Source organism: Streptomyces sp. NPDC006872 (genome assembly GCF_040635845.1).
GTDB lineage: Bacteria > Actinomycetota > Actinomycetes > Streptomycetales > Streptomycetaceae > Streptomyces.
In genome coordinates this window covers 266,566-288,239 of the sequence record NZ_JBEYIL010000014.1, presented here as the reverse complement: position 1 = coordinate 288,239, position 21,674 = coordinate 266,566, and the positions used below count along the sequence as shown (strand labels likewise).

Genomic DNA, 21,674 nt, shown 5'->3' with positions numbered 1-21,674 from the left:
TCGAGGGTGGACTGCTGGCGGTTCAGCTCGGCGTCGACCGCGGCGGCGATCTCCGGGTCGAGCTCGTGCAGGGGCGTGTTCAGAACAGTCATCTGGATCCTCAGCCGGCGGTGTAGGCGACGTACTCGTCGGCGGTGAGCAGGTCGTCCGGCTCGTCCGTGACGCGTACCTTGAACAGCCATCCGCCCTCGAAGGGGGCGGAGTTCACCAGCGCCGGGTCGTCGACGACGTCCTGGTTGATCTCGGTGATCTCACCGGTCACCGGCGCGTACAGCTCGCTGACCGACTTGGTCGACTCCAGCTCGCCGCAGGTCTCGCCCGCGCTCACCGTGTCACCGACCGTCGGGAGCTGGACGAACACCACGTCGCCGAGCGCGTTGGCCGCGTGCTCCGTGATGCCGACCGTCGAGACGCCGTCCTCGGCGCCCGACAGCCACTCGTGCTCCTTGCTGTAGCGCAGCTGCTGGGGGTTGCTCATGGCCTGAATTCTCCTGTACGCGAGGGAGTGCTGATGAATGGGGGACTGCTGAGGGCGGGCGTGACCAGCGGGAATGTGCGCAGGGTCACGCCCGGGGACCGGGCGCCCGCGCCCAGTGTTTACTTCTGGCGCTTGTAGAACGGCAGCGCCACGACCTCGTACGGCTCATGGGCGCCCCGGATGTCCACGCCGACGCCCGGGGTCCCCGGCGTCGCGTGGGCCGCGTCGACGTAGGCCATCGCGATCGGCTTGCCGAGGGTGGGGGAGGGGGCGCCGGAGGTGACCTCGCCGACCGGCTCGCCGCCGACGACGACGGCGTACCCGGCGCGCGGGACGCGGCGGCCCTCGGCGATCAGGCCGACCAGGACCCGCGGCGGGTTCTGCTCGGCACGGGAGGCGGCCTCCTCGAGCGCGGCGCGCCCCACGAAGTCACCCTCCTTCTCGAACTTCACCACCCGGCCGAGACCGGCGTCGAAGGGGGTGCGGGAGGTGCTCAGCTCGTGCCCGTACAGCGGCATGCCCGCCTCCAGGCGCAGCGTGTCCCGGCAGGACAGACCACAGGGGACCAGTCCGGCCGGGGTGCCCGCGTCGGTCAGCGCCTGCCACACCTTCTCGGCGTCGGCGGGGGCCACGAACAGCTCGAAGCCGTCCTCGCCGGTGTAGCCGGTGCGGGCGATCAGGGCCGGAACGCCGGCCACCGTGCCCGGCAGGCCCGCGTAGTACTTCAGACCGTCGAGGTCCGCGTCGGTGACCGCCTTGAGGATGCCGGGGGACTCGGGCCCCTGTACGGCGATCAGCGCGTAGGCGTCACGGTCGTCGCGCACGACCGCGTCGAAACCGGCGGCGCGCTCGGTCAGGGCGTCCAGCACCACCTGGGCGTTGGAGGCGTTGGCGACGACCATGTAGTGAGAGGAACCGGCCTCGTGCTCGGCCAGCCGGTAGACGATCAGATCGTCCAGGATGCCGCCGTCCTCCTGGCAGATCATGGTGTAGCGGGCGCGGCCGACGCCGACGGTGGCGATGTTGCCGACCAGCGCGTGGTTCAGGAGAGCCGCCGCCTCCGGCCCGGTCACCGTGATCTCGCCCATGTGGGACAGATCGAAGAGGCCGGCCTTCGTACGGACGGCGTTGTGCTCGTCGCGTTCGGAGCCGTAGCGCAGGGGCATGTCCCAGCCTGCGAAGTCGGTCATCGTCGCGCCGAGCGAACGATGCAGGGCATCGAGCGCGGTGTGACGGGGTACGGAGCTGCTCATCGGACGGTTGTCTCCCAAGGCATGACGGCGAGGTCGTTCCTCCCCATCTGTCATCGGAACCTGAGAGGTTCGTCACGACCCCGCGAAACGGTGGTCCTGACTTGCACCTTGGGTGGGGCCACCGGAAACGGCGGCCCGCTTTTCAGATGTGCCTCGCCCGCGCGGTAACGGGGCCTGAGAGATTCAAGGGAGGGACTTGCTCCTTCGGCGCCCCAGCGAAACGACAGGCGGACCTGCTGCTGGGGACTCTCCCGCGCGGATTCAAACGGCCGGTATGCAGTTGGCGCGGCCATCATCGCACGGCCCGCCCCGGTCGCGGCAGGCCGCATCTGTAACCGGCTTGTGTCGGTACGCGCACGAAAACGCGAGACACCACGCATTACCTTCTCTTTACGCTCGATGGGGATGAGGACTTACCTGACCCCAGGGGAGGACGATCACGGTGAACAGGACGACAACGGCGAGGACCACCGCATTCGCGACCGCTTCGGGGCTCGCGCTGCCCGCGCAGCCCGGCTCCCGGGCCCGGGAGGCGTGCGGCCCGCAGCCCGCGCCCGTCGTCCGCGACCTGCGCGAGCGGGCCGGCCGCAGCCCGCACGGTCTGCTCTTCGGCCCCCGTGACCTGGTCGTGGTCACCGGGCTGCCCGGCAGCGGCAAGTCCACGCTCATGAAACGGGCGGTCACCGGCGTCCGCATCGACTCCCAGGACACCCGCGACCGGTGGGACGCCCGCGCGCCCCGCTTCCTGCCCTACGCGCTCTACCGCCCGCTCGTGCGCCTCGCCCACTACGCCGGGTTGCGCCGAGCCCTGCGCGGCGGCAAGGGCGTCGTCGTGCACGACTGCGGTACGCAGGCCTGGGTCCGCGACTGGCTGGCCCGTGAGGCCCGCCGCCGTGGCGGCACCCTCCACCTGATCCTCCTCGACGTCGGCGCGGACCAGGCCCTGGAGGGGCAGCGCGAGCGTGGCCGAGGCGTCTCGCGGTACGCGTTCCTACGACACCGCCGGGCCGCCGCCCGCCTTCTGCGTTCGGTGGAGAAGGGCGGCCTCCCCGAAGGCTGCGGCTCGGCGGTCCTGCTGGACCGTCCCGCAGCAGACGTACTCCGGCGCATCGCCTTCACGGGCTGAGGCGTCCGGCGGCCGTCTGTGGCGTGATGCGCCGCACAGGCCCTAGCCTTTCAGCCACAGCAGAGTGAGCGGTTCTTAGCAGGCGGTAGGCAGATGGATTTCCCCCCGGCGGACTTCCCGACGGACTTTCCGGCGCAGGCACACCCCCATCCGCACGGCGGATGGCCCGGCAACGAGCTGGAGGAGGTGCTCTCCGCCTCCCTCGGCGTGCCGGGAGGCGGGTCCCGGATCGTGGAGGTGCTCGGGCGCAGCTTCGTCTGGGTGCCGCTCCCCGGCGGCGGCGGCCCGCACAGCGGCCCCCTCGACCTGCCCACCCTGGAGCTGGACGGCCAGGTGTACGTGCCGGTCTTCAGCTCCGAGGAGCAGTTCCGCCAGGTCGTCGGCTCGCACATGTCGTTCACGATCGCGCCGGCCGTGGAGTTCGCCCGTGGGCTGCCCCCGCAGGTGGGCATCATGGTCAACCCCGAGGGCCTGGTCGGCATCCCGCTGCCGCCGCCGGCCGTGGCCGAGCTGTGCCGGGCGGGCCGCACCCCGCTGGACGGTTCCGCGAGCGGCGGCCGGGTCCGCCTCTACGAGCCCGACTGGCAGGACGACCCGATCGACTTCCTGGCCGCGGCCTCCGCGGAGTTCGAGGCCACGGGCGCGATCCGCACGGCCCGCCGCTGCCTGGCCGCCGTCGAGACGGCGGACCCGGTGATGTTCGTCGGCGTCGAACTCTTTCAGCTTCCCCAGGCGTCCCCTTGGGAGGGCGACCTGCGCGCCCTGCCGCTGGAGGCGCTGAGCAGGGCGCTCACCAAGACCGCGGCCCCCTGGCCGGTCAACCTGGTCCTGCTGGACGTGGCCCAGGATCCGGTGGCCGACTGGATGAGGGAACGGGTCCGCCCCTTCTACTCACGCTAGGGCGGCCCACCCGGGGGCGCGGGGCCGTGCCGATGCGCGGCTCCGCCGCGGGACGCGATCGAGCACCCGCGACCCACACCCGACAACGCACCACAAGCCCTGAGCTCTTGGGCGCTTAAGCTTGACCCCAACGCGGGGCAACTTCTCGAAGGGGCGATAAAAAGTGAGCGCTGGCACTGCCGCGACCGGCTCGGTCGAGCACATGCTGCGCCAGGTCACGCCCGGGCGCTACGACGCCTACGAGGCCCTCCTGCGCGCGCTCGCGACCCCCTCCTCCGGCCAGGTCTGGATGCTGTTGTGGCACGGCCAGGCCGGCTCCCCGGACGCCCAGTACGGGAACATGGAGGTGGACGGCCACGGTTACGCCCCCTGCGTGACCTCCGCCCAGGAGCTCAGCGCCAGCGGCTGGAACCGCTCGTACGAGGTGGTCGACGGAGTCGACGTGGCCCGCACGCTCTACCCCGACCACTACGGCCTCTGGCTGAACCCGCACGGCCCCGGCGGCGGCGTCGGCATCCCCTGGCTGGATCTGCGCCGTATCGCCACCGGGTTGGAGCGTCAGCCCGCCGGCCCTTTGCGGCTGTCCGAGCCCGCCATCGAGATCCCGCAGTTCTACGCCCTGCTCGCGCAGAACGCCCACCGCACCCCCGCGGTCCGCGCGCTGCGCCGGGCCTGGGTGCAGCCGGCGCTGGGCGCGCCCTACCTGGCCATCGGGCTGGACGTGTACGACTCCTCCCCGTCCGCCGTGGACGCCGTCCGGGCCATGATGCAGCAGTCCATCGGCGCGGTGCCGGACGGGCTGCCGGTGTCGACGGTCGCCATGACCGACGAGTACGACCCCGTCGTGATGTGGATGCGCGCCGGCGCCCGGCCGTTCTACGACCGTGAGGCGCACGCTCCCGCCCCCGCGTCGGCCCCCGCGCCCGCGGGCGGTTACGGCTATCCGCCCACCGGACGCTACTGATTTTCCGCCATCGCTCCTGTCGTGCGTTCTGTCGTGCTTCCCGCCGTGGTCCTGTTGTGAGTCTGTTGTGAGGCTACCGCGAGGGAGGACTCGGACGTCTTCGCGCGTAGATGGCGGCGATTGATCCCGGTCCTGTCCGTTCTGCCCCAATAAGTCCCCGTCCGGGGGGCGTTACCCGCCGTCCGGATAACGGAACCCATCTACCCGCATCACGTTTACGCATCCTTTCACTGCCAAGTCTGGCAACAGATCGCCAAAGCGTTGAAGACTCCCGCTCCAGGGGACTTATCCCCTGCGTATTACGGACTGATCACGCCGCTACAGCGGCAAGTGCGGGCCGGCTACCGCCGGTTGAGAGGGGTCCCTGCCAGATGACGGCACCATTGCACGAGCCGACCGCGGAAGCGGCCCCGAGCGCGGCCGAGGAAGCGGCGGTCGCCACCAGCGGCGCCAAGGCCGTTCAGGGCCGTTCCCTGGGCCGGATCGCCTGGGAGCGCCTCAAGCGGGACAAACTCGCCCTCACGGGCGGCATCGTGGTGCTCTTCCTCGTCGTGATCGCGCTGCTCGCGCCGGTCATCACGGGGATCCTCGGGCAGGACCCGAACGAGTACCACGAGAACCTCATCGACCCGCTCTTCGGCACCCCCACGGGCTCGCTGGGCGGTCTGAGCGGCGAGCACCTGCTCGGCGTCGAGCCGGTCAACGGCCGGGACATCTTCGCCCGCATCCTCTACGGCGCCCGGATCTCCCTGCTGGTCGGCTTCCTGTCGGCCGTGGTCGCCGTGATCCTCGGAACGGTGCTGGGCATTCTCGCCGGATTCTTCGGCGGCTGGGTGGACTCCCTGATCAGCCGGGTGATGGACGGTCTGCTCGCCTTCCCGCAGCTGCTGTTCATCATCGCGCTGGTCTCCGTCATGCCGAGCGACATGCTGGGCCTCACCGGTTCGAGCGTGCGCGTCTTCGTGATGATCCTGGTCATCGGATTCTTCGGCTGGCCCTACATCGGACGCGTGGTGCGCGGCCAGACGCTCTCGCTGCGTGAGCGCGAGTACGTCGAGGCCGCCCGATCGCTGGGCGCCGGTCGGCTGTACATCCTGTTCAAGGAACTGCTGCCCAACCTGGTCGCCCCGATCGTCGTGTACACGACGATGATGATCCCCACCAACATCCTCACCGAGGCGGCGCTCAGCTTCCTGGGCGTCGGCGTCAAGCCGCCCACCGCCTCGTGGGGACAGATGCTCTCGAGCGCGATCGACTACTACGAGTCGGACCCCATGTACATGGTGGTCCCGGGTGTGGCGATCTTCATCACCGTGCTGGCCTTCAATCTCTTCGGCGACGGCGTCCGGGACGCGCTGGACCCGAAGGCCTCCCGCTGAACCGCGAACTGCTGAACCGCGAACTGCTCTGAACCGCGCACCGCTGAACCGCAGAACCGCAGAACAGCGAAACCGCCGAACACGGCACCCCAACCGTCCCGTGGCCTTCACACGGGGTCTCTCATCTAATCCGGAGGATCCGAGATCGTGACTACCCAACGCACCTCAGGGCGGCGGAAGCAGGCATTTGCCGCTGCCGCCGCGGTCGCCGCGCTGCTGACCACGGCGGCGTGCGGCGGTGGCGGAAGCGACGACGACAAGGGCTCGACCACCGGCGCTGCCGGCTTCGACGCCGCTAACAACAAGGTCGCCCAGGCTTCCGCCGCCAAGAAGGGCGGCACGCTGAAGTTCGGTGCCGCACAGGACGCCGACTCGTGGGACACCACGCGCGGCTACTACGGCATGATGTGGAACTTCGCCCGCTACTACAGCCGTCAGCTCGTCACGAACAAGACCGAGCCGGGCGCGGCGGGCGCCGAGCTCACCCCGGACCTCGCCACCGGTCTCGCCAAGGTCACCGACGACGGCAAGACCTACACGTACACCCTGCGTGACGGCGTCACGTGGGAGGACGGCAAGCCGATCACGTCCAAGGACGTGAAGTACGGCATCGAGCGCGTGTGGGCGCAGGACGTGCTGTCCGGTGGTCCGACGTACCTGAAGGACGTCCTCGACCCCACCGGTGCGTACAAGGGCCCCTACAAGGACACCTCCGCCGACAAGCTCGGTCTGAAGGCCATCGAGACGCCGGACGACAAGACCGTCGTCTTCAAGCTCCCGCAGGCCAACTCGGACTTCGAGGAGATGCTGGGCCTGATCTCGGCCTCCCCGGTCCGCCAGGACATGGACACCAAGTCCAAGTACGGCCTGAAGCCGTTCTCCTCGGGCCCGTACAAGTTCGCGTCCTACAGCCCGGGCAAGGACCTCAAGCTGGTCCGCAACACCAACTGGAAGCAGGCCTCGGACCCGGTCCGCAAGGCCTACCCGGACGAGATCACCATCCAGTTCTTCTCGGACGCCAACCAGCTGGACCAGCGTCTGCTCAGCGGTGACCTGGACCTCGACCTCAACCAGACCGGCATGTCGCCGCAGGGCCGCACCACCGCCCTGAAGGAGCACAAGGCCAACCTGGACAACCCGGTCTCCGGCTACGTCCGTTACGCGGTCTTCCCGCAGAGCGTCGCGCCGTTCAACAACATCGAGTGCCGCAAGGCCGTGATCTACGGCGCCGACCACGTGTCGCTGCAGACCGCCCGTGGCGGCCCGGTCGCCGGTGGCGACATCGGCACCAACATGCTGCCGCCGTCCGTCCCGGGCGCCGAGGGTCAGAAGTACGACCCGTACGAGATCTCCGGCGCGAACAAGAGCGGCAACGAGGCCAAGGCCAAGGAGGCCCTGAAGGCCTGCGGTCAGCCGAACGGCTTCAAGACCACCATCGCGGTCCGCAACAACAAGCCGGTCGAGGTGGCCACCGCCCAGTCCCTCCAGGCGTCGCTGAAGAAGATCGGCATCACCGCCGAGATCGACCAGTACGACGGCTCGCAGACCTCCGGCATCATCGGCAGCCCTTCGAACGTCAAGAAGAAGGGCTACGGCATCATCATCATGGGCTGGGGTCCGGACTTCCCGACCATCCAGGGCTTCGGTCTCCCGCTGTGGGACAGCAAGTACATCTCGGAGAGCGGTAACAACAACTACGCGCTCATCAAGGACAAGGCGATCGACGGTCTGTTCGACTCGTACGTCACCACGCTGGACGCCGCCGGCAAGACCAAGATCTCCACGGAGATCAACCACAAGGTGATGGAGGGCGCGTACTACCTGCCCTTCGTCTTCGAGCGGTTCATCAACTGGCGCTCGGACAACCTGGCGAACGTCTACACGACCGACGGCTACAGCGGTCAGTACGACTTCGTCAACCTCGGTCTGAAGAACCCGAAGAAGTAAACCCGGCACACCCGCCGAACGGCACGAAAGGCAGGTGAAGGCCGGCGCGGCGTGACTGCGGGCCATCGGACGATCTCCGGTGGCCCGTGGTCCGCAGCGGGCCGAGAGCTGTGCTCGCTTACCTCATCAGGCGGTTGCTGGCCGCCGCAGTGATGCTTGTGGTCATCGTCATGGTGGTCTTCGGCATCTTCTTCCTCATCCCCAAATGGGCCGGCGTCGACATCGCCTTGAGCTTCGTGGGCAAGCAGGCCGACCCTGCCGCCGTCGAGGGGGTGCGCGAGAAGCTGAGCCTGGACGACCCGATCTACGCCCAGGTCTGGGAGTTCTTCAAGGGCATCTTCGCCGGTCGCACCTACTCGGGCGGTGGCGATTCCATCCACTGCGCCGCCCCGTGCTTCGGCTACTCCTTCCGCAGTGAGCAGGCCGTCTGGCCGGTGCTGACCGACCGCTTCCCGGTGACCCTGGCCCTCGCGCTCGGCGCCGCCGTGCTGTGGCTGATCTTCGGCGTCTCGGCGGGCGTGCTCTCCGCGCTCAAGCGCGGCAGCATCTGGGACCGCGGCGCGATGGTCGTCGCGCTCTCGGGCGTCTCCCTGCCGATCTACTTCACCGGCATGGTCGCCCTGTCGATCTTCGTCTACGGACTGGATCTGTTCGACGGGCAGTTCGTGCCACTCGACGAGAGCTTCACCGGCTGGTTCGGCGGGATGATCCTGCCGTGGATCACCCTCGCGTTCCTGTACGCGGCGATGTACGCGCGCATCACCCGGGCCACCATGCTGGAGATCCTCGGCGAGGACTACATCCGTACCGCCCGCGCCAAGGGCCTCAAGGAGCAGACCGTCATCGGCAAGCACGCCATGCGCTCCACGATGACGCCGCTGCTGACCATGCTCGGCATGGACCTGGGCGCCCTCATCGGCGGTGCGATCCTGACCGAGACGGCGTTCAACCTGCCCGGCCTCGGCCAGGCCGTGCTCAACGCCATCAAGAACCAGGACCTGCCCATCATCCTGGGCGTCACCCTGATCACTTCTCTCGCGGTGCTCGTCGCCAACCTCGTGGTGGACATCCTGTATGCCGTGATCGACCCCCGAGTGAGGCTCGCATGACCGAACTCAGCAAGAGCGGAGCGGCCGTGGGCGAGCCCACCCCCGCCTCGCCCGCGCCGTCCGCCTTCCTCGAAGTGCGCGACCTCAAGGTGCACTTCCCGACCGACGACGGCCTGGTCAAGTCCGTCGACGGGCTCAGCTTCCAGCTGGAGAAGGGCAAGACGCTCGGCATCGTCGGCGAGTCCGGCTCCGGCAAGTCGGTGACCTCGCTCGGCATCATGGGCCTGCACACCGCCGGCCAGTACGGCAAGCGCAAGGCCCAGATCTCCGGCGAGATCTGGCTGGACGGCACCGAGCTGCTGTCCGCCGACCCGGACTACGTGCGCAAGCTGCGCGGCCGCGAGATGGCGATGATCTTCCAGGATCCGCTGTCGGCGCTGCACCCGTACTACACGATCGGCCAGCAGATCGTGGAGGCGTACCGGATCCACCACAACGTCGACAAGAAGACCGCCAAGCGCCGTGCGGTCGAGATGCTCGACCGGGTGGGCATCCCGCAGCCGGACAAGCGGGTGGACAGCTACCCGCACGAGTTCTCCGGCGGTATGCGCCAGCGCGCGATGATCGCGATGTCGCTGGTCAACAACCCCGAGCTGCTGATCGCCGACGAGCCGACGACCGCCCTGGACGTGACCGTCCAGGCGCAGATCCTCGACCTCATCCGCGATCTGCAGAAGGAGTTCGGCTCCGCGGTCATCGTCATCACCCACGACCTGGGCGTCGTCGCCGAACTCGCCGACGACATCCTGGTGATGTACGGCGGCCGCTGCGTCGAGCGCGGCCCGGCCGAGAAGGTCTTCTACGAGCCCCGGCACCCCTACACCTGGGGGCTGCTCGGCTCCATGCCGCGCCTCGACCGCGACCAGCAGGAGCGGCTGATCCCGGTCAAGGGCTCCCCGCCCTCGCTGATCAACATCCCGTCCGGCTGCGCCTTCAACCCGCGCTGCCCGTACGCGGACCTCCCGAAGGACAACGTCACCCGCACCGTCCGGCCCGAGCTGGCCGAGGTCGGCAGCCGGCACTGGGCCGCCTGCCACCTGGGCAAGGAGCAGCGGGAGCGTATCTGGACCGAAGAGATTGCGCCGAAGCTGTGAGTGACGACGAGAAAGCGGTGAAGATTCCCGCGCAGGCCGACGCGCCCGAGCAGGGCGCGACCCTCACCAAGGACCCCGCCCCCGGCGAGGTCCTGCTGAAGGTCACCGGACTGCAGAAGCACTTCCCGATCAAGAAGGGCCTGCTCCAGCGGCAGGTCGGGGCGGTGCACGCGGTCGACGGCATCGACTTCGAGGTGCGCTCCGGTGAGACGCTCGGCGTCGTCGGCGAGTCCGGCTGCGGCAAGTCCACGATGGGCCGGCTGATCACCCGGCTGCTGGAGCCGACCGGCGGCAAGGTCGAGTTCCAGGGCAAGGACATCACGCACCTCGGTGTGAACGGCATGCGCCCGCTGCGCCGTGATGTGCAGATGATCTTCCAGGACCCGTACTCCTCGCTGAACCCGCGCCACACCATCGGCACGATCGTCGGCGCTCCCTTCAAGCTCCAGGGCGTCGAGCCCGAGGGCGGCATCAAGAAGGAAGTGCAGCGGCTGCTGTCGGTCGTGGGTCTCAACCCCGAGCACTACAACCGCTACCCGCACGAGTTCTCCGGCGGTCAGCGCCAGCGCATCGGCATCGCCCGCGCGCTCGCCCTGAACCCGAAGCTGGTCGTGGCGGACGAGCCGGTCTCGGCCCTGGACGTGTCGATCCAGGCCCAGGTCGTGAACCTGCTCGACGACCTCCAGCAGGAGCTCGGCCTCACGTACGTGATCATCGCGCACGACCTCTCGGTGGTCCGGCACGTCTCGGACCGCATCGCGGTGATGTACCTCGGCAAGATCGTCGAGCTGGCCGACCGCGACCTGCTCTACAAGTCGCCGATGCACCCGTACACCAAGGCCCTGATGTCGGCGGTGCCGATCCCGGACCCGCGGCGCAAGCACGCCAAGAGCGAGCGGATCCTGCTCAAGGGCGACGTGCCCTCGCCGATCTCCCCGCCGAGCGGCTGCCGCTTCCACACCCGGTGCTGGAAGGCGACGCAGATCTGCACGACGAAGGAGCCGGCGCTCGTCGAGCTGCGGCCCGGTCAGCAGGTCGCCTGCCACCACCCGGAGAACTTCGCGGACCAGGCCCCGCAGGACACCGTCCTGCTGACCGCCGCGAAGGAGGCGGCGGAGCTGGTGGCCGACGAGGTGCTCGCGGAGTCGGCGGAGACGTCGGCGGCCCTGGCGGCGGAGGTCGCGGCGGAAGCGGCAGAGCCGGAAGCGGTGGAGCCGGACGCGGCAGAGCCGGAAGCGGTGGAGCCGGAAGCGGTGGAGGTCGCGGCGGAGGCCGCCGAAACCCCCGAGGCTCCCGCCGAAGCCGAAGCCGAAGCCGAAGCCGAAGCCGAAGCCGAAGCCGAAGCCGAAGCCGAAGCCGAAGCCGAAGCCGAAGCCGAAGCCGAAGCCGAAGCTGCTCCCGAGGCAGCGGAAGCCTCAGGCGAAGCCGAAGCCGCTCCCGAGGCCCCCGAAGCCTCCGGCGATGACGCTCCTGCCAAGGAGAAGTAAGTAACACTGAGCCCCCGCCTTGCAATGTAAGGCGGGGGCTCAGTGTTGGGTGACAATGTAAAGGTGTTTCAGCAGATCTTCAGCCCTTCCGTCCAGCACACGCTCGACCTGGCCGGCATCTTCGTGTTCGCCATCTCCGGCGCACTGCTGGCCGTCCGCAAGAACTTCGACGTGTTCGGCATAGCCATGCTCGCCGAGGTCACGGCGCTGGGCGGCGGGGTGTTCCGGGACCTCGTCATCGGGGCCGTGCCCCCGGCCGCCTTCACCGACCTGGGGTACTTCCTCACGCCCCTGGTCGCCGCCCTGCTGGTCGTCTTCCTGCACCCGCAGGTGGAGCGGATCCAGCTGGGCGTCAACGTCTTCGACGCGGCCGGCCTCGGCCTGTTCTGCGTCACCGGGACCATGAAGGCGTACGACTACGGACTGGGCCTGACCGCGTCGGCCGCACTGGGCGTCGCGACCGGCGTCGGCGGCGGTGTGCTGCGCGATGTGCTGGCCAACGAGGTGCCCTCGTTGCTGCGCTGGGACCGCGATCTCTACGCGGTCCCGGCGATGGTCGGCGCCACCATCGTGGCGCTCAGCATCCGCTACGACCTGCTCACCGAGCTGGCCGGCGGCCTGGCCGCGCTCACGGCCTTCGTGCTGCGGCTGCTCGCGATGCGGTTCCACTGGCGAGCGCCGCGCGCTTGGAATCGTCGCTCGACTGTTCGCGAGGAGTAGTCCCCTTCACTTTCCCCTTCCCCTTTCCCGTCTTCCCCTCGCCGCCGACCCGGTGCTGGTCCATCTGCGTCGTCAGCCAGCGGAACGCCGGCACCACCTGCGGCCGCCACAGCGCCATGGTGTGACCGCCCGCGTTGCTCGGGATGTAGACGACGTGCACGGCCGTCGGCGCCTTCGCCTCCTGTCGCATGGCCAGGGCGGCCTCGTAGCCGTCGTGCGGCTGGCCGGAGAGGTAGAGGGCCACGGGAGGCGGGACGGCGGCCTTGCGCAGCAGCAGATACGGGTTGTTGGCCCGGCGCAGCTGCTGGTTCTGCGCGGCGAGCGAGTCGGGCTCGACGATCGGGTCGCTGTACCCGGACAGGCTCACGGCCGCCCGGTAGCGGTCGGGGTGGGCGACGGCGAGCTTGGCCGCGCAGTGCCCGCCCGCCGAGTACCCGGCGACCGCCCAGCCCTTGGGCGCGGGCTGGGCCCGGAAGTTGTCCGTGACCATCTTCGGCACGTCGAGGCTGAGCCAGCTGTCGGCGTTCACGGTGCCCGGCACATTGGCGCAGCCGGTGTCCACGCCGGGCAGCAGGGTGGTGCGCGGCGCGACCAGGATGAACGGCGCGACCTTGCCCTCGCGCATCAGCGGCGCCAGCTGCTCGTGCACATGCAGCGTCCCGTACCAGGACTTCGCGGAGCCCGGGTAGCCCGGGAGCAGCTCCACGACGGGGAAGGTGCGATGCGCGTAGGCGGGCTCGTCGTACTGCGGGGGCAGCCAGACGTAGACCTCGGCGTTCACGCCGGAGATCCGGCCCTGGAGCTGGGTGACGCGCACCCCGCCGGCCGCGTGCATCCCCGGCCCCTGGGCCTGGGTGAACTTCTGGGCGACCCTGGGCAGCCGGTCCAGCGCGATCCCGCCGGTGCCGTCGGCGCCCAGGTCGGCGGCCTGCTGCACATGGGTGCCGGTGCCCAGCAGGTCGTCCCAGGTGTCGTACAGGCCGTTGGCGTTGTTGACCGCCACGAAGACCAGGGCGACGGCCGTGCCCTGCGCGAACATCAGCATCAGTACCCGGGCCGCGGCGCGCAGGATCCGCGGCCCGCGCAGCCGCGACCACACCAGCAGCGGCAGCGCGACGGCGACTACGGACAGCGCGATCAGGGTGTAGAGGAACGGAGTCCCGGTGAGGCTCATGTCTTTGCAGAGGGGAAACCGGGCGTCGAGGTTACGGACGAGTTCGGACACTTACCAAGAAATTGCGAGCGCTTCACACGGAGGAGGCCAAGGCAGAGCTACAGGCAAAGCTACCGCTTAGTATTATTTTGTTGTAGCGTTCAGGCATGCCTGAAGCAGCTATCGAGTGCGCGCGCATCGGCGACAGCGAGTTCGACCGTGACACCGCGCTCACCCTGCGCGAGCCCGGTGTCTACGACCTCGACCTCTCGGCCGGCTGGACGATCATCAGCGCCGTCAACGGCGGCTACCTCCTCGCCGTCCTCGGTCGCGCGCTCGCGGACGCCCTTCCGCACCGCGACCCGTTCACCATCTCGGCGCACTACCTCACGGCCTCGCACCCCGGCCCCGCGGTCGTCCGCACGGACGTCGTCCGCACCGGCCGCACCCTGTCGACCGGCCAGGCCTCGCTCTTCCAGTACGACGAGAACGGCGCCGAGATCGAGCGGATCCGCGTCCTCGCCTCCTACGGCGACCTGGACTCCCTGCCGGACGACGTCCGCACGACGGCCGCGCCGCCCGCCCTCCCGCCCATGGACCAGTGCTTCGGCCCCGAGGACGGACCGGCGCCCGTCGACGGCAGCTCCGCCATCGCCGACCGCCTGATGCTCAAGCTCGACCCGTCGACCCTCGGCTGGGCGCTCGGACAGCCCTCCGGCAAGGGCGAGATGCGGGCCTGGTTCGGTCTGAAGGACGGCCGCGACCCCGACCCGCTCTCCCTCCTCCTCGCCGTGGACGCCCTGCCGCCCACGGCCTTCGAGATCGGCCTGCGCGGCTGGGTCCCCACGGTCGAGCTGACGGTCCACGTCCGCTGCCGTCCGGCCCCGGGCCCGCTGCGCGTCTCCATCACCACCCGCAACCTCGCCGGCGGCTTCCTGGAGGAGGACGCCGAGGTCTGGGACAGCGCGGACCGCCTCGTCGCGCAGTCGCGGCAGCTGGCGCGGGTCAGGCTCGGCTGAGCGGCTCCCGGCCGAGCCAGGCCGCCAACTCCGCGTAGACGTCGGCCCCTTCGGGGACCGGGCGGGCCGGCTCGAAGGGCCGTCCGTCGCGCGGGCCGTCGGGCAGTGCCGCCCGCGCGGCGACCAGCGAGAACTCGGCCAGCTCCGGGTCGAGCCGCAGCGGTCGGCCGAGTCCCTCGGAGAGATCCCAGGTGTGCGCCACGATCTCCATGACGTACGCGGACAGCGCCTCCCGGCCCGGGATGTCGCCCCACGGCACCCGCACCGGCCCGGCCATCCGCTCGTCGCTCGCCCAGGCCCTCAGCACCCGGGTCCTGATCTCGTCGTACGCCCGCGGCCAGCCGTCGTCCTCGACGCCGTCCACGAACATCCGTACGGCGAGCCCGTCGCCGCCCTCCCCGACGACCGCGATCCGCACGCTGCCGCCGACGATATGGCTGAGCAGCGTGCGGACGTCGTACTCGGCGCAGGGCGTGGGGCCGGTCAACTGCTCGGGCCGTACGGTCCCGATGAGCTCGGCCGCCTGCGCGGTGGCCCGGGCGTACAGGGGGCGTGGGTCGGTCATGGCGGAGCCTCTCTGGTCGGAGCCGGTGCTGCTCCTCGCAGACTTCCCGGAAAACCCGACGACCGCCGTCGCCAACGGCGAGGCCGACCCGTATGGCGGGCCCTGTCGGCCGTCCGTCCGCCCGCCGTCCGCCGCGCGTCGGCCGCGCGTCGGCCGTGTTCTGTCACGGAGCTGTACCAGCGCACTGACCGGGTATCAAGGGTGAACTCGCAGGTCAGCGAGGTTTGTTGAGCCGTGCTTTACCTGATTGACAGGCAGCGGACAGAGGAGGCTCAAGGAAGCCCTAAGCGCTGTTGGTTGAGTTCCCGGCCTCAGGTCCCCTTCATCTTCCATGGAGCTGTCTCTCATGAAGCGTGCGCTGATGCCCGTCCGTCTCGTCCCCGCGGTGGCGCTGCTGGCGCTCTCGCCCCTCGCCCTGGTGGCCTGCGGTTCGGGCGACTCCTCGTCCTCGAACAGCGGTACCACCAGCCAGCAGTCCTGCTCGCCGCCGACCGGCAACGCCTCGGGGATGCCCAGCGGCGCGCCGAGCGGTGCCCCGAGCGGCGCCCCCTCGGGCGCGCCCACCGGCGCCGCGGCCTCGGGGCAGCCGACGGGCGCCCCGACAGGCATGCCGACCGGTGTCCCGTCGGGCGCGCCGAGCGGCGGCCCCGGCGGCGGTCAGGGCGGCGGCTGTGGCGGTCCCGGCGGCGGCCAGGGAGCCGGCCAGGGGCAGCAGGCCCAGCAGCAGGGCTGACCGCCGGTTCACCCGCAGCGGTTCACCCACAGGGGCGGCGCACTCCGTGACGAGTGCGCCGCCCCTGTGCTGTACGCCTCTGTGCTGTACGCCCCGGTGCTGTACGGGCCTGTGCTGTACGGGCCGTCAGTCCCGCCAGTGGTGGCGGCCGATGCTGATGAGCCGCATCTGACGGGTCGCGCGCCGGCGGATCCGCTCCCGCTCCTCCGGCGAGGCCTCCAGGGCCTCCAGGAACAGCGAGGCCGTGCTGAGCATCTGATCGACGTAGAGGTGCGAGAGCATCGCCATGTCGTCCTCGCTCCAGCCCTCGGCCTCGGCGTCCTTGGCCAGTTCGGCCTGCACCTCCTCGGCGAACCGGCCCAGTTGGTCCCGGATCGCCTCCCGCACCGGCTGGACCCCGCCGTGTCGCTCGCGGGCGATGAAGCGGACATGCGCGGGGGACGCGCTCACATGACCGTCTATCAGTTCGACGGCCCGGCTGATGCGTTCCTCGCTGGAGTCGGCCGTGGTCACGGCGGTCCGGATCATCGGGTGCAGGCTGCCCAGCGCCTCCTCGACGAGGGCCACGCCCAGATCCGCCGTCGAGCGGAAGTGCCGGTAGAAGGCGGTGGGGGCGACCCCGACGGCACGGGTGACCTCGCGCAGGCCGAGGCTGCTCAGGCTCTGCTCCTCCAGCAGCCCGAGCGCCGCGTCCAGGAGCGCCTGCCGGGTCTTCTGCTTCTGGACCTGCCGGATGCCGAGGGTGTGACTCATGTCATCCAGTTAACAACTGTTCTCCGGAATTGCAAAGCCGTGCGGCGCGCTAGACTCAAGAGTCAGTGAACAACTGTAACCACAACTGTTCACCGAAACGTAACGAGAGGCGGCCGAAGAGTCGCCCGGAGGGGGTTTCATCCCATGCTGTTCCTTGTCGCCGCACTGCTGCTGTTCGGCGTCGTGATGGGCGCCGTGGCCCACGCGTCGTTCACCTTCACCCTCGTCGCCGCCACCGTGATCGCCGCCTGGCTCGGCATCTTCGCGCTGCGCGAGCGCCACAGCCGCCGCCGCACCTCGGCCCACTGACCGCCCACTCGCCGCCCGCCGGCCGCCTATCCACCGCCCGCCCAACGCTCGCCCGCTGATCACCCACTAGCCGATCCCCCGATCGCCGATCCCCCGATCGACAGGAGCTGAACGACCATGCAACTCACCGCCCCGGCCACCCCCACCCCCACCCCCGCCCGCCCCGCCGGCGTCCGGGACGCGGACGGCATGGCCGTCGCGTCCTTCATCCTGGGCCTGCTGGGCCTGCTCGTGCTCAACCTCTTCCTCGGCCCCATCGCCATCGTCCTCGCGGCGGTCGCCCTGTGGCGCGGCACGGCCCGTCGTGGCCGCGCCTTCCTCGGCCTCGCCCTCGGCGTCGCCGACCTGCTGGTCCTGGTGGCGTTCATGCAGGCGGACTCCACGATCTCCTGGAACTTCTGAGACGCGCGGCGCACCGCCCGGCCACGGCCCAGACCGACCTGGCAGCGAGGGCTTCTGTACGGCCCCCGTAGAATCGTGGCCACCATGGCATACCTCGACCACGCCGCGACCACGCCGATGCTCCCCGAGGCGGTCGAGGCACTCACCGCGCAGTTGAGCATCACCGGCAACGCCTCCTCGCTCCACGCCGCCGGCCGACGGGCCCGCCGTACGGTCGAGGAAGCACGTGAGACCCTCGCGGAAGCGCTCGGCGCCCGCCCCAGCGAGGTCGTCATCACCTCCGGCGGCACCGAGGCCGACAACCTCGCGGTCAAGGGCCTGTACTGGTCCCGCCGCGACGCCGACCCGGCCCGCACCCGCATCCTGGCCAGCCCCGTCGAGCACCATGCGGTCCTCGACGCCGTGCACTGGCTGGGCGAGCACGAGGGCGCCACGGTCGAGTACCTGCCGGTCGACTCCTACGGGCGGGTCCACCCGGACGCCCTGCGCGAAGCCGTCGTCCGCAACCCCCACGACGTGGCCCTGGCCACCGTCATGTGGGCGAACAACGAGATCGGCACAGTCCTGCCGGTCCGTGAACTGGCCGACGTGGCCGCGGAGTTCGACATCCCGCTGCACGCCGACGCGGTCCAGGCCTTCGGTCAGGTCCCCGTCGACTTCGCCGCCTCCGGCCTCGCCGCGATGACCGTCTCCGGCCACAAGATCGGCGGCCCGTACGGCATCGGCGCCCTGCTGCTGGGCCGCGAGTACACCCCCGTGCCCGTTCTGCACGGCGGCGGCCAGGAGCGCCATGTCCGCTCCGGCACCCTCGACGTCCCCGCGATCGCCTCCTTCGCCGTCGCCGGACGCCTCGCCGCCGAGCAGCGCGAGTGGTTCGCCCGCGAGATCGGCAGTCTGCGCGACACCCTGATCGACGCGGTCCGCACGGCCGTCCCGGACGCGATCCTCGGCGGCGACCCCGTGGACCGGCTGCCGGCCAACGCCCACTTCACCTTCCCCGGCTGCGAGGGCGACTCGCTGCTGCTGCTGCTGGACGCGCAGGGCATCGAGTGCTCCACCGGCTCCGCGTGCACCGCCGGGGTCGCCCAGCCCAGCCATGTCCTGCTCGCCACCGGCACCGACCCCGACCTGGCGCGCGGCACCCTCCGCTTCTCCCTCGGCCACACCTCCACCGAGGCCGACGTCGAGGCGGTCGCGGCGGCCATCGGCCCGGTGGTGGAGCGGGCGCGGGCGGCGGGGCTGACGTAGTCCGGCGGTATGACAGCGATGTCTAGTGTCGACACTCGGGCCGAATCTAAGGGTCACCTGTCAATATAGTGGCTAGGTGTCGACAGTAGGTGACGCTTGGTCTACCTTCTGGCACAGGTTCCCGCCACCGCTGTCGACAGAAGGTCCTCTCATGACCCTCGTGCCATCGCGTGAACGCCGCCGCGTCGCCTTCGCCGCCACGGCCGCCCTGCTCCTTCTGGGCGCCCTGGCCGCGGCGCCGGCCGCCGCCGTGGGCCCGCAGGCCGTGAGCGCCTCCTGCACGGGCCCCCTCTCCTACGTCCGGCTGGCCGCCTCCGGGACGGCCGCCGCGCAGACCCGGCATGTGGTCGCCGCCGACCTGGACGGCGACGGGGTGCTCGACGTGGTCGCCGCCAACCTCGACGCGGACTCGGCGACCGTGCTGCTCGGCAACGGCGACGGGACCTTCGCCACGGGCACGACGTACCCGGTCGGCACCCGCCCCTACCAGACCGTGGTCGCCGACTTCGACGGCGAGAACGGTCCCGACCTCGCACTCGCCGACTTCGGCGGCGCCCAGGTCAGCGTGCTGCTGAACGAGGGGGACGGCACGTTCGGCGCCGCCTCCGCCTCCGCCATCGACGTCGGCGCATCGCCGCGGGCCCTGGCCACCGGTGACCTCGGCGACGGAACGCCCGATCTCGTGGTCGTCGAGCAGGGCCCGAGCACGGTGCGCGTTCTGCTCGGCCGGGGCGACGGCTCCTTCGACGACCGGGGCCAGACCGCCACGGGCAGCCAGCCGCACGGTGTCGTCGTCGGCGACTTCGACGGTGACGGCTCGCCGGACGTGGCCACGGCCAGCGTCGGCAGCGCGGGGGTGAGCGTCCTGCTCGGCGACGGCACGGGCGCCCTCGGCGCCTCGACCGGGTACGCGGCGACCTCCCGCCTCTACTCCCTCGCCGAGGGCGACTTCGACGGGGACGGCGCTCTCGACCTGGCCACGGTGAGCAACGGGACCAACGCTCTGGACGTGCTCCTCGGCGACGGCGACGGAACCTTCGGCGCGGCGACCACCTACGCCGTCTCCGCGCTGCCGGTCGCGGTGGGCGCCGCCGATCTGGACGGGGACGGCCTCGACGACCTGATGGTCTCCTCTCTGCGGGGCGGCTCGGTCACCCTCTTCCGGGGCGCGACCGGTGGCGAGCTGACCGAACTCGCCGAGCTGTCCGCCGCCGGCGCCTACGACGCGACGGCGGCCGACCTGGACGGCGACGGGATACGCGACCTCGCGGTGGCGAACAGCACCGGAGGGCAGGTGGACGTGTTCACAGGCGCCTGCTAGCCGCCGCCACCACCATGAACCTGGCCCGGGTGCGCTGGGCCAGGGGCTGCCGCCGGCACTTCCACTGCCGGCGGCAGCCTGCTGATGAGGCCTGGCTGAGCTGAAGCGAAACGCCTAGCTGTCCGTGACCATGAGGGACGCCATCATTCCCTCGTCCTCGTGCTGGAGCAGATGGCAATGCAGCATGTACATGTACGTGTCGTCGGTGAAGTCGGTGAACTTCATCGCGATCTTGATCGAGCCGCCGCCGACCACCTCGAAGGTGTCGAACCAGCCGAGGTTGACGCCAGTGGGTTCCTCACCGTTGATCGCGATCAACTGGAACGGCACGTCGTGCAGATGGAACGAGTGCTCCAACTGCGTGCTGTTGCTGATCGTCCACACCTCTTCGGCGTCCAGCGTGGTGCTGATCATCGTCATCCCGGCCATGGTGGTGCCGACCTTGCCGTTGATCGTCATGGTCCCGCCGGTGCCCTGGCCGAGGGTGATCGTCCGCGCGGCGAAGTCGCTCGTGTCGTACCGGGTGATGGTGTTGAGCGCGCTCGGCAGATCGGCGGGCGTGTCGGTGGCCTCCGGCGTCACCGTCAGGAAGTCGTAGGTGCCGCTGCCGCCGCGGATCCAGCCCGTGGTGACGACGGCCTGAAGGGTGACCGCGTCCTCCAGGTCGAGGACGAACTCGGCACGGGCGCCGGCCACCAGCCGGATCGTGGTCACCTCGGTGGGCTCGGTGAGATAGCCCTGGTCGGTGGCGATCTGGGTGAGCGTGCCGCCGTCGCCGCGCTGGACGGTCATGATGTCGGCGGGGGAGGCGTTCAGGACCCGGAAGCGGGTGCGCTTCTTGGTCGCGGTGAAGCCGAGGGTCGTGGAGTCGACGTTGGTGCCGTTGACCAGCACCGGGAAGCTGACGGTGGAGCTGCGATAGCCGGCGGCCTCGTACTTGATGTCGCCGGCGCTGTCGACCGCCAGACACTGCAGGATGATCGGGATGTCGTCGACGCCGTACTCGCTCGGCAGCGCGGCCGAGACCTCCGAGTCGTCCTCGACGATGATCATGCCCGCCAGTCCGTGCACGACCTGCTCGGCCGTGGTGCCCAGGGCGTGCGGGTGGTACCAGAGGGTCTTGGCCTCGTCCTTGACCTCGAAGGTGGGCGACCAGGTCTCGCCGTCGGCGAAGGCGTTCTGCGGGCCGCCGTCCATCTTGGGCGGGATGTGGGCGCCGTGGAAGTGCACGGTGGTCTCCGCGCCCAGGGTGTTGGTGATGTTCAGCAGGGCGGTGGTGCCGGTGGTCCACTTCATGGTCGGGCCGAGGTACGACCCGTTGTAGCCGGCGGTGGTGCTGGTGACGCCGCTGATCACCTCGTTCGTGCCGGTCTTGGCGGTCAGGGTGTAGGTGGTGGTGCCGTCGGACGTGGTGCCCTCCAGCAGCTCCGGGATGTTGAGGGTGCCGGTGGCGGTCGTCGCCGCGGACGCCTTGTCGTTGTTGGCGCCGGTCAGCAGGGCGAAGGTCGCGCCGGCCGCGCCGACCGCCCCCAGTCCGACCCCGGCCATCCCGCCGAGGAACTTCCGCCGGTGCAGGCCTTTGCCGCCCCGGCCCTTCGTCACCTTGGAGTGCTCGTCCTTGCCGCCCCGGCCGCTCCTCGCGTGGGCGCCCTTGCTCTGCTCTCCCGCGCCAGGGGCGGGATCTGTGGTGTGGGTCATGAGCGTGGAGCTTTGG

21 protein-coding genes and 1 riboswitch are annotated in these 21,674 nt (G+C 70.2%); of the genes, 15 read left to right on the top strand and 6 right to left on the bottom strand.

Translation table 11 applies throughout. The features are described 5' to 3' along the window. Window positions 1-100 precede the first annotated feature (100 nt). Both gcvH and gcvT read right to left on the bottom strand, forming a co-directional pair. Window positions 101-478 carry a glycine cleavage system protein GcvH gene (gene gcvH, locus ABZ725_RS35885; RefSeq protein WP_351916447.1) on the bottom strand — a complete coding sequence of 126 codons (378 nt, stop codon included), beginning with the start codon at window positions 476-478 and terminating at the stop codon, window positions 101-103. A 119-nt stretch (window positions 479-597) separates the two neighbouring features. Further along, a complete protein-coding gene (gene gcvT / locus ABZ725_RS35880) occupies window positions 598-1,731 on the bottom strand; it encodes a glycine cleavage system aminomethyltransferase GcvT (RefSeq protein WP_358806596.1) in 1,134 nt (377 codons plus the stop codon). 152 nt (window positions 1,732-1,883) lie between these two features. Continuing rightward, a riboswitch (glycine riboswitch) is annotated at window positions 1,884-1,995 on the bottom strand. Between the two features lie 178 nt (window positions 1,996-2,173). On the opposite strand from gcvT, the gene ABZ725_RS35875 reads away from it, so the two are divergent. The 9 genes from ABZ725_RS35875 to ABZ725_RS35835 all read left to right on the top strand — a co-directional run bounded on the left by ABZ725_RS35875 (window position 2,174) and on the right by ABZ725_RS35835 (window position 12,457). Then, window positions 2,174-2,857 carry an AAA family ATPase gene (locus tag ABZ725_RS35875; RefSeq protein ID WP_358806595.1) on the top strand — a complete coding sequence of 228 codons (684 nt, stop codon included), beginning with the start codon at window positions 2,174-2,176 and terminating at the stop codon, window positions 2,855-2,857. 93 nt (window positions 2,858-2,950) lie between these two features. Further along, window positions 2,951-3,757, top strand: coding sequence for an enhanced serine sensitivity protein SseB (locus tag ABZ725_RS35870; RefSeq protein ID WP_358806594.1), 807 nt, complete (start codon window positions 2,951-2,953; stop codon window positions 3,755-3,757). Window positions 3,758-3,959: 202 nt separating this feature from the next. Beyond that, window positions 3,960-4,721 (top strand): enhanced serine sensitivity protein SseB C-terminal domain-containing protein, encoded by a 762-nt coding sequence (locus ABZ725_RS35865; RefSeq protein WP_351916528.1) that lies wholly within the window; start codon window positions 3,960-3,962, stop codon window positions 4,719-4,721. Between the two features lie 371 nt (window positions 4,722-5,092). Then, the gene (locus ABZ725_RS35860) at window positions 5,093-6,100 is read left to right on the top strand and encodes an ABC transporter permease (protein ID WP_351916455.1); all 1,008 of its coding nucleotides are present in this window, start codon (window positions 5,093-5,095) and stop codon (window positions 6,098-6,100) included. 147 nt (window positions 6,101-6,247) lie between these two features. Further along, complete coding sequence (locus ABZ725_RS35855) at window positions 6,248-8,047, top strand: ABC transporter substrate-binding protein (RefSeq protein WP_358806593.1); 1,800 nt, start codon at window positions 6,248-6,250, stop codon at window positions 8,045-8,047. 110 nt (window positions 8,048-8,157) lie between these two features. Further along, the gene (locus ABZ725_RS35850; protein WP_351916458.1) at window positions 8,158-9,156 is read left to right on the top strand and encodes an ABC transporter permease; all 999 of its coding nucleotides are present in this window, start codon (window positions 8,158-8,160) and stop codon (window positions 9,154-9,156) included. Beyond that, entirely contained in the window at window positions 9,153-10,250 is a 1,098-nt protein-coding gene (locus tag ABZ725_RS35845) for an ABC transporter ATP-binding protein (RefSeq protein ID WP_351916459.1), read from the top strand. Before ABZ725_RS35850 ends, ABZ725_RS35845 begins: the two co-directional genes overlap by 4 nt. Next, on the top strand, window positions 10,247-11,737 hold the full coding sequence (locus ABZ725_RS35840) for a dipeptide ABC transporter ATP-binding protein (RefSeq protein WP_358806592.1): 1,491 nt from the start codon (window positions 10,247-10,249) through the stop codon (window positions 11,735-11,737). Before ABZ725_RS35845 ends, ABZ725_RS35840 begins: the two co-directional genes overlap by 4 nt. 63 nt (window positions 11,738-11,800) lie before the next feature. Further along, window positions 11,801-12,457 (top strand): trimeric intracellular cation channel family protein, encoded by a 657-nt coding sequence (locus ABZ725_RS35835; RefSeq protein ID WP_358806591.1) that lies wholly within the window; start codon window positions 11,801-11,803, stop codon window positions 12,455-12,457. Here the strand turns inward: ABZ725_RS35835 and ABZ725_RS35830 are convergent. After that, entirely contained in the window at window positions 12,366-13,631 is a 1,266-nt protein-coding gene (locus ABZ725_RS35830) for an alpha/beta hydrolase-fold protein (RefSeq protein WP_358806590.1), read from the bottom strand. The genes ABZ725_RS35835 and ABZ725_RS35830 overlap by 92 nt on opposite strands. A gap of 146 nt (window positions 13,632-13,777) precedes the next feature. Here ABZ725_RS35830 and ABZ725_RS35825 point away from each other — a divergent pair, with 146 nt between their 5' ends. Beyond that, complete coding sequence (locus tag ABZ725_RS35825) at window positions 13,778-14,629, top strand: thioesterase family protein (protein WP_358806589.1); 852 nt, start codon at window positions 13,778-13,780, stop codon at window positions 14,627-14,629. On the opposite strand, the gene ABZ725_RS35820 is transcribed toward ABZ725_RS35825, so the two are convergent. Then, window positions 14,616-15,194, bottom strand: a complete 579-nt coding sequence (locus ABZ725_RS35820; protein ID WP_358806588.1) for a TIGR03086 family metal-binding protein — start codon at window positions 15,192-15,194, stop codon at window positions 14,616-14,618. The genes ABZ725_RS35825 and ABZ725_RS35820 overlap by 14 nt on opposite strands. Window positions 15,195-15,540: 346 nt before the next feature. On the opposite strand from ABZ725_RS35820, the gene ABZ725_RS35815 reads away from it, so the two are divergent. Then, a complete protein-coding gene (locus ABZ725_RS35815) occupies window positions 15,541-15,927 on the top strand; it encodes a hypothetical protein (protein ID WP_358806587.1) in 387 nt (128 codons plus the stop codon). A 126-nt stretch (window positions 15,928-16,053) separates the two neighbouring features. On the opposite strand, the gene ABZ725_RS35810 is transcribed toward ABZ725_RS35815, so the two are convergent. Continuing rightward, window positions 16,054-16,680: a TetR family transcriptional regulator gene (locus ABZ725_RS35810; protein WP_358806586.1), complete on the bottom strand. Its 627-nt coding sequence runs from the start codon at window positions 16,678-16,680 to the stop codon at window positions 16,054-16,056. 144 nt (window positions 16,681-16,824) lie between these two features. Between ABZ725_RS35810 and ABZ725_RS35805 the strand changes: the two genes are divergently transcribed. The 4 genes from ABZ725_RS35805 to ABZ725_RS35790 all read left to right on the top strand — a co-directional run bounded on the left by ABZ725_RS35805 (window position 16,825) and on the right by ABZ725_RS35790 (window position 19,960). Then, complete coding sequence (locus tag ABZ725_RS35805) at window positions 16,825-16,989, top strand: hypothetical protein (protein ID WP_351916474.1); 165 nt, start codon at window positions 16,825-16,827, stop codon at window positions 16,987-16,989. Window positions 16,990-17,106: 117 nt separating this feature from the next. Continuing rightward, complete coding sequence (locus tag ABZ725_RS35800) at window positions 17,107-17,391, top strand: DUF4190 domain-containing protein (RefSeq protein WP_358806585.1); 285 nt, start codon at window positions 17,107-17,109, stop codon at window positions 17,389-17,391. A gap of 84 nt (window positions 17,392-17,475) precedes the next feature. Beyond that, a complete protein-coding gene (locus ABZ725_RS35795) occupies window positions 17,476-18,639 on the top strand; it encodes a cysteine desulfurase family protein (RefSeq protein ID WP_358806584.1) in 1,164 nt (387 codons plus the stop codon). A 151-nt stretch (window positions 18,640-18,790) separates the two neighbouring features. Further along, window positions 18,791-19,960, top strand: coding sequence for a VCBS repeat-containing protein (locus tag ABZ725_RS35790; RefSeq protein ID WP_358806583.1), 1,170 nt, complete (start codon window positions 18,791-18,793; stop codon window positions 19,958-19,960). Between the two features lie 114 nt (window positions 19,961-20,074). On the opposite strand, the gene ABZ725_RS35785 is transcribed toward ABZ725_RS35790, so the two are convergent. Next, the gene (locus ABZ725_RS35785; protein ID WP_358806582.1) at window positions 20,075-21,658 is read right to left on the bottom strand and encodes a multicopper oxidase domain-containing protein; all 1,584 of its coding nucleotides are present in this window, start codon (window positions 21,656-21,658) and stop codon (window positions 20,075-20,077) included. Between the last annotated feature and the right edge of the window lie 16 nt (window positions 21,659-21,674).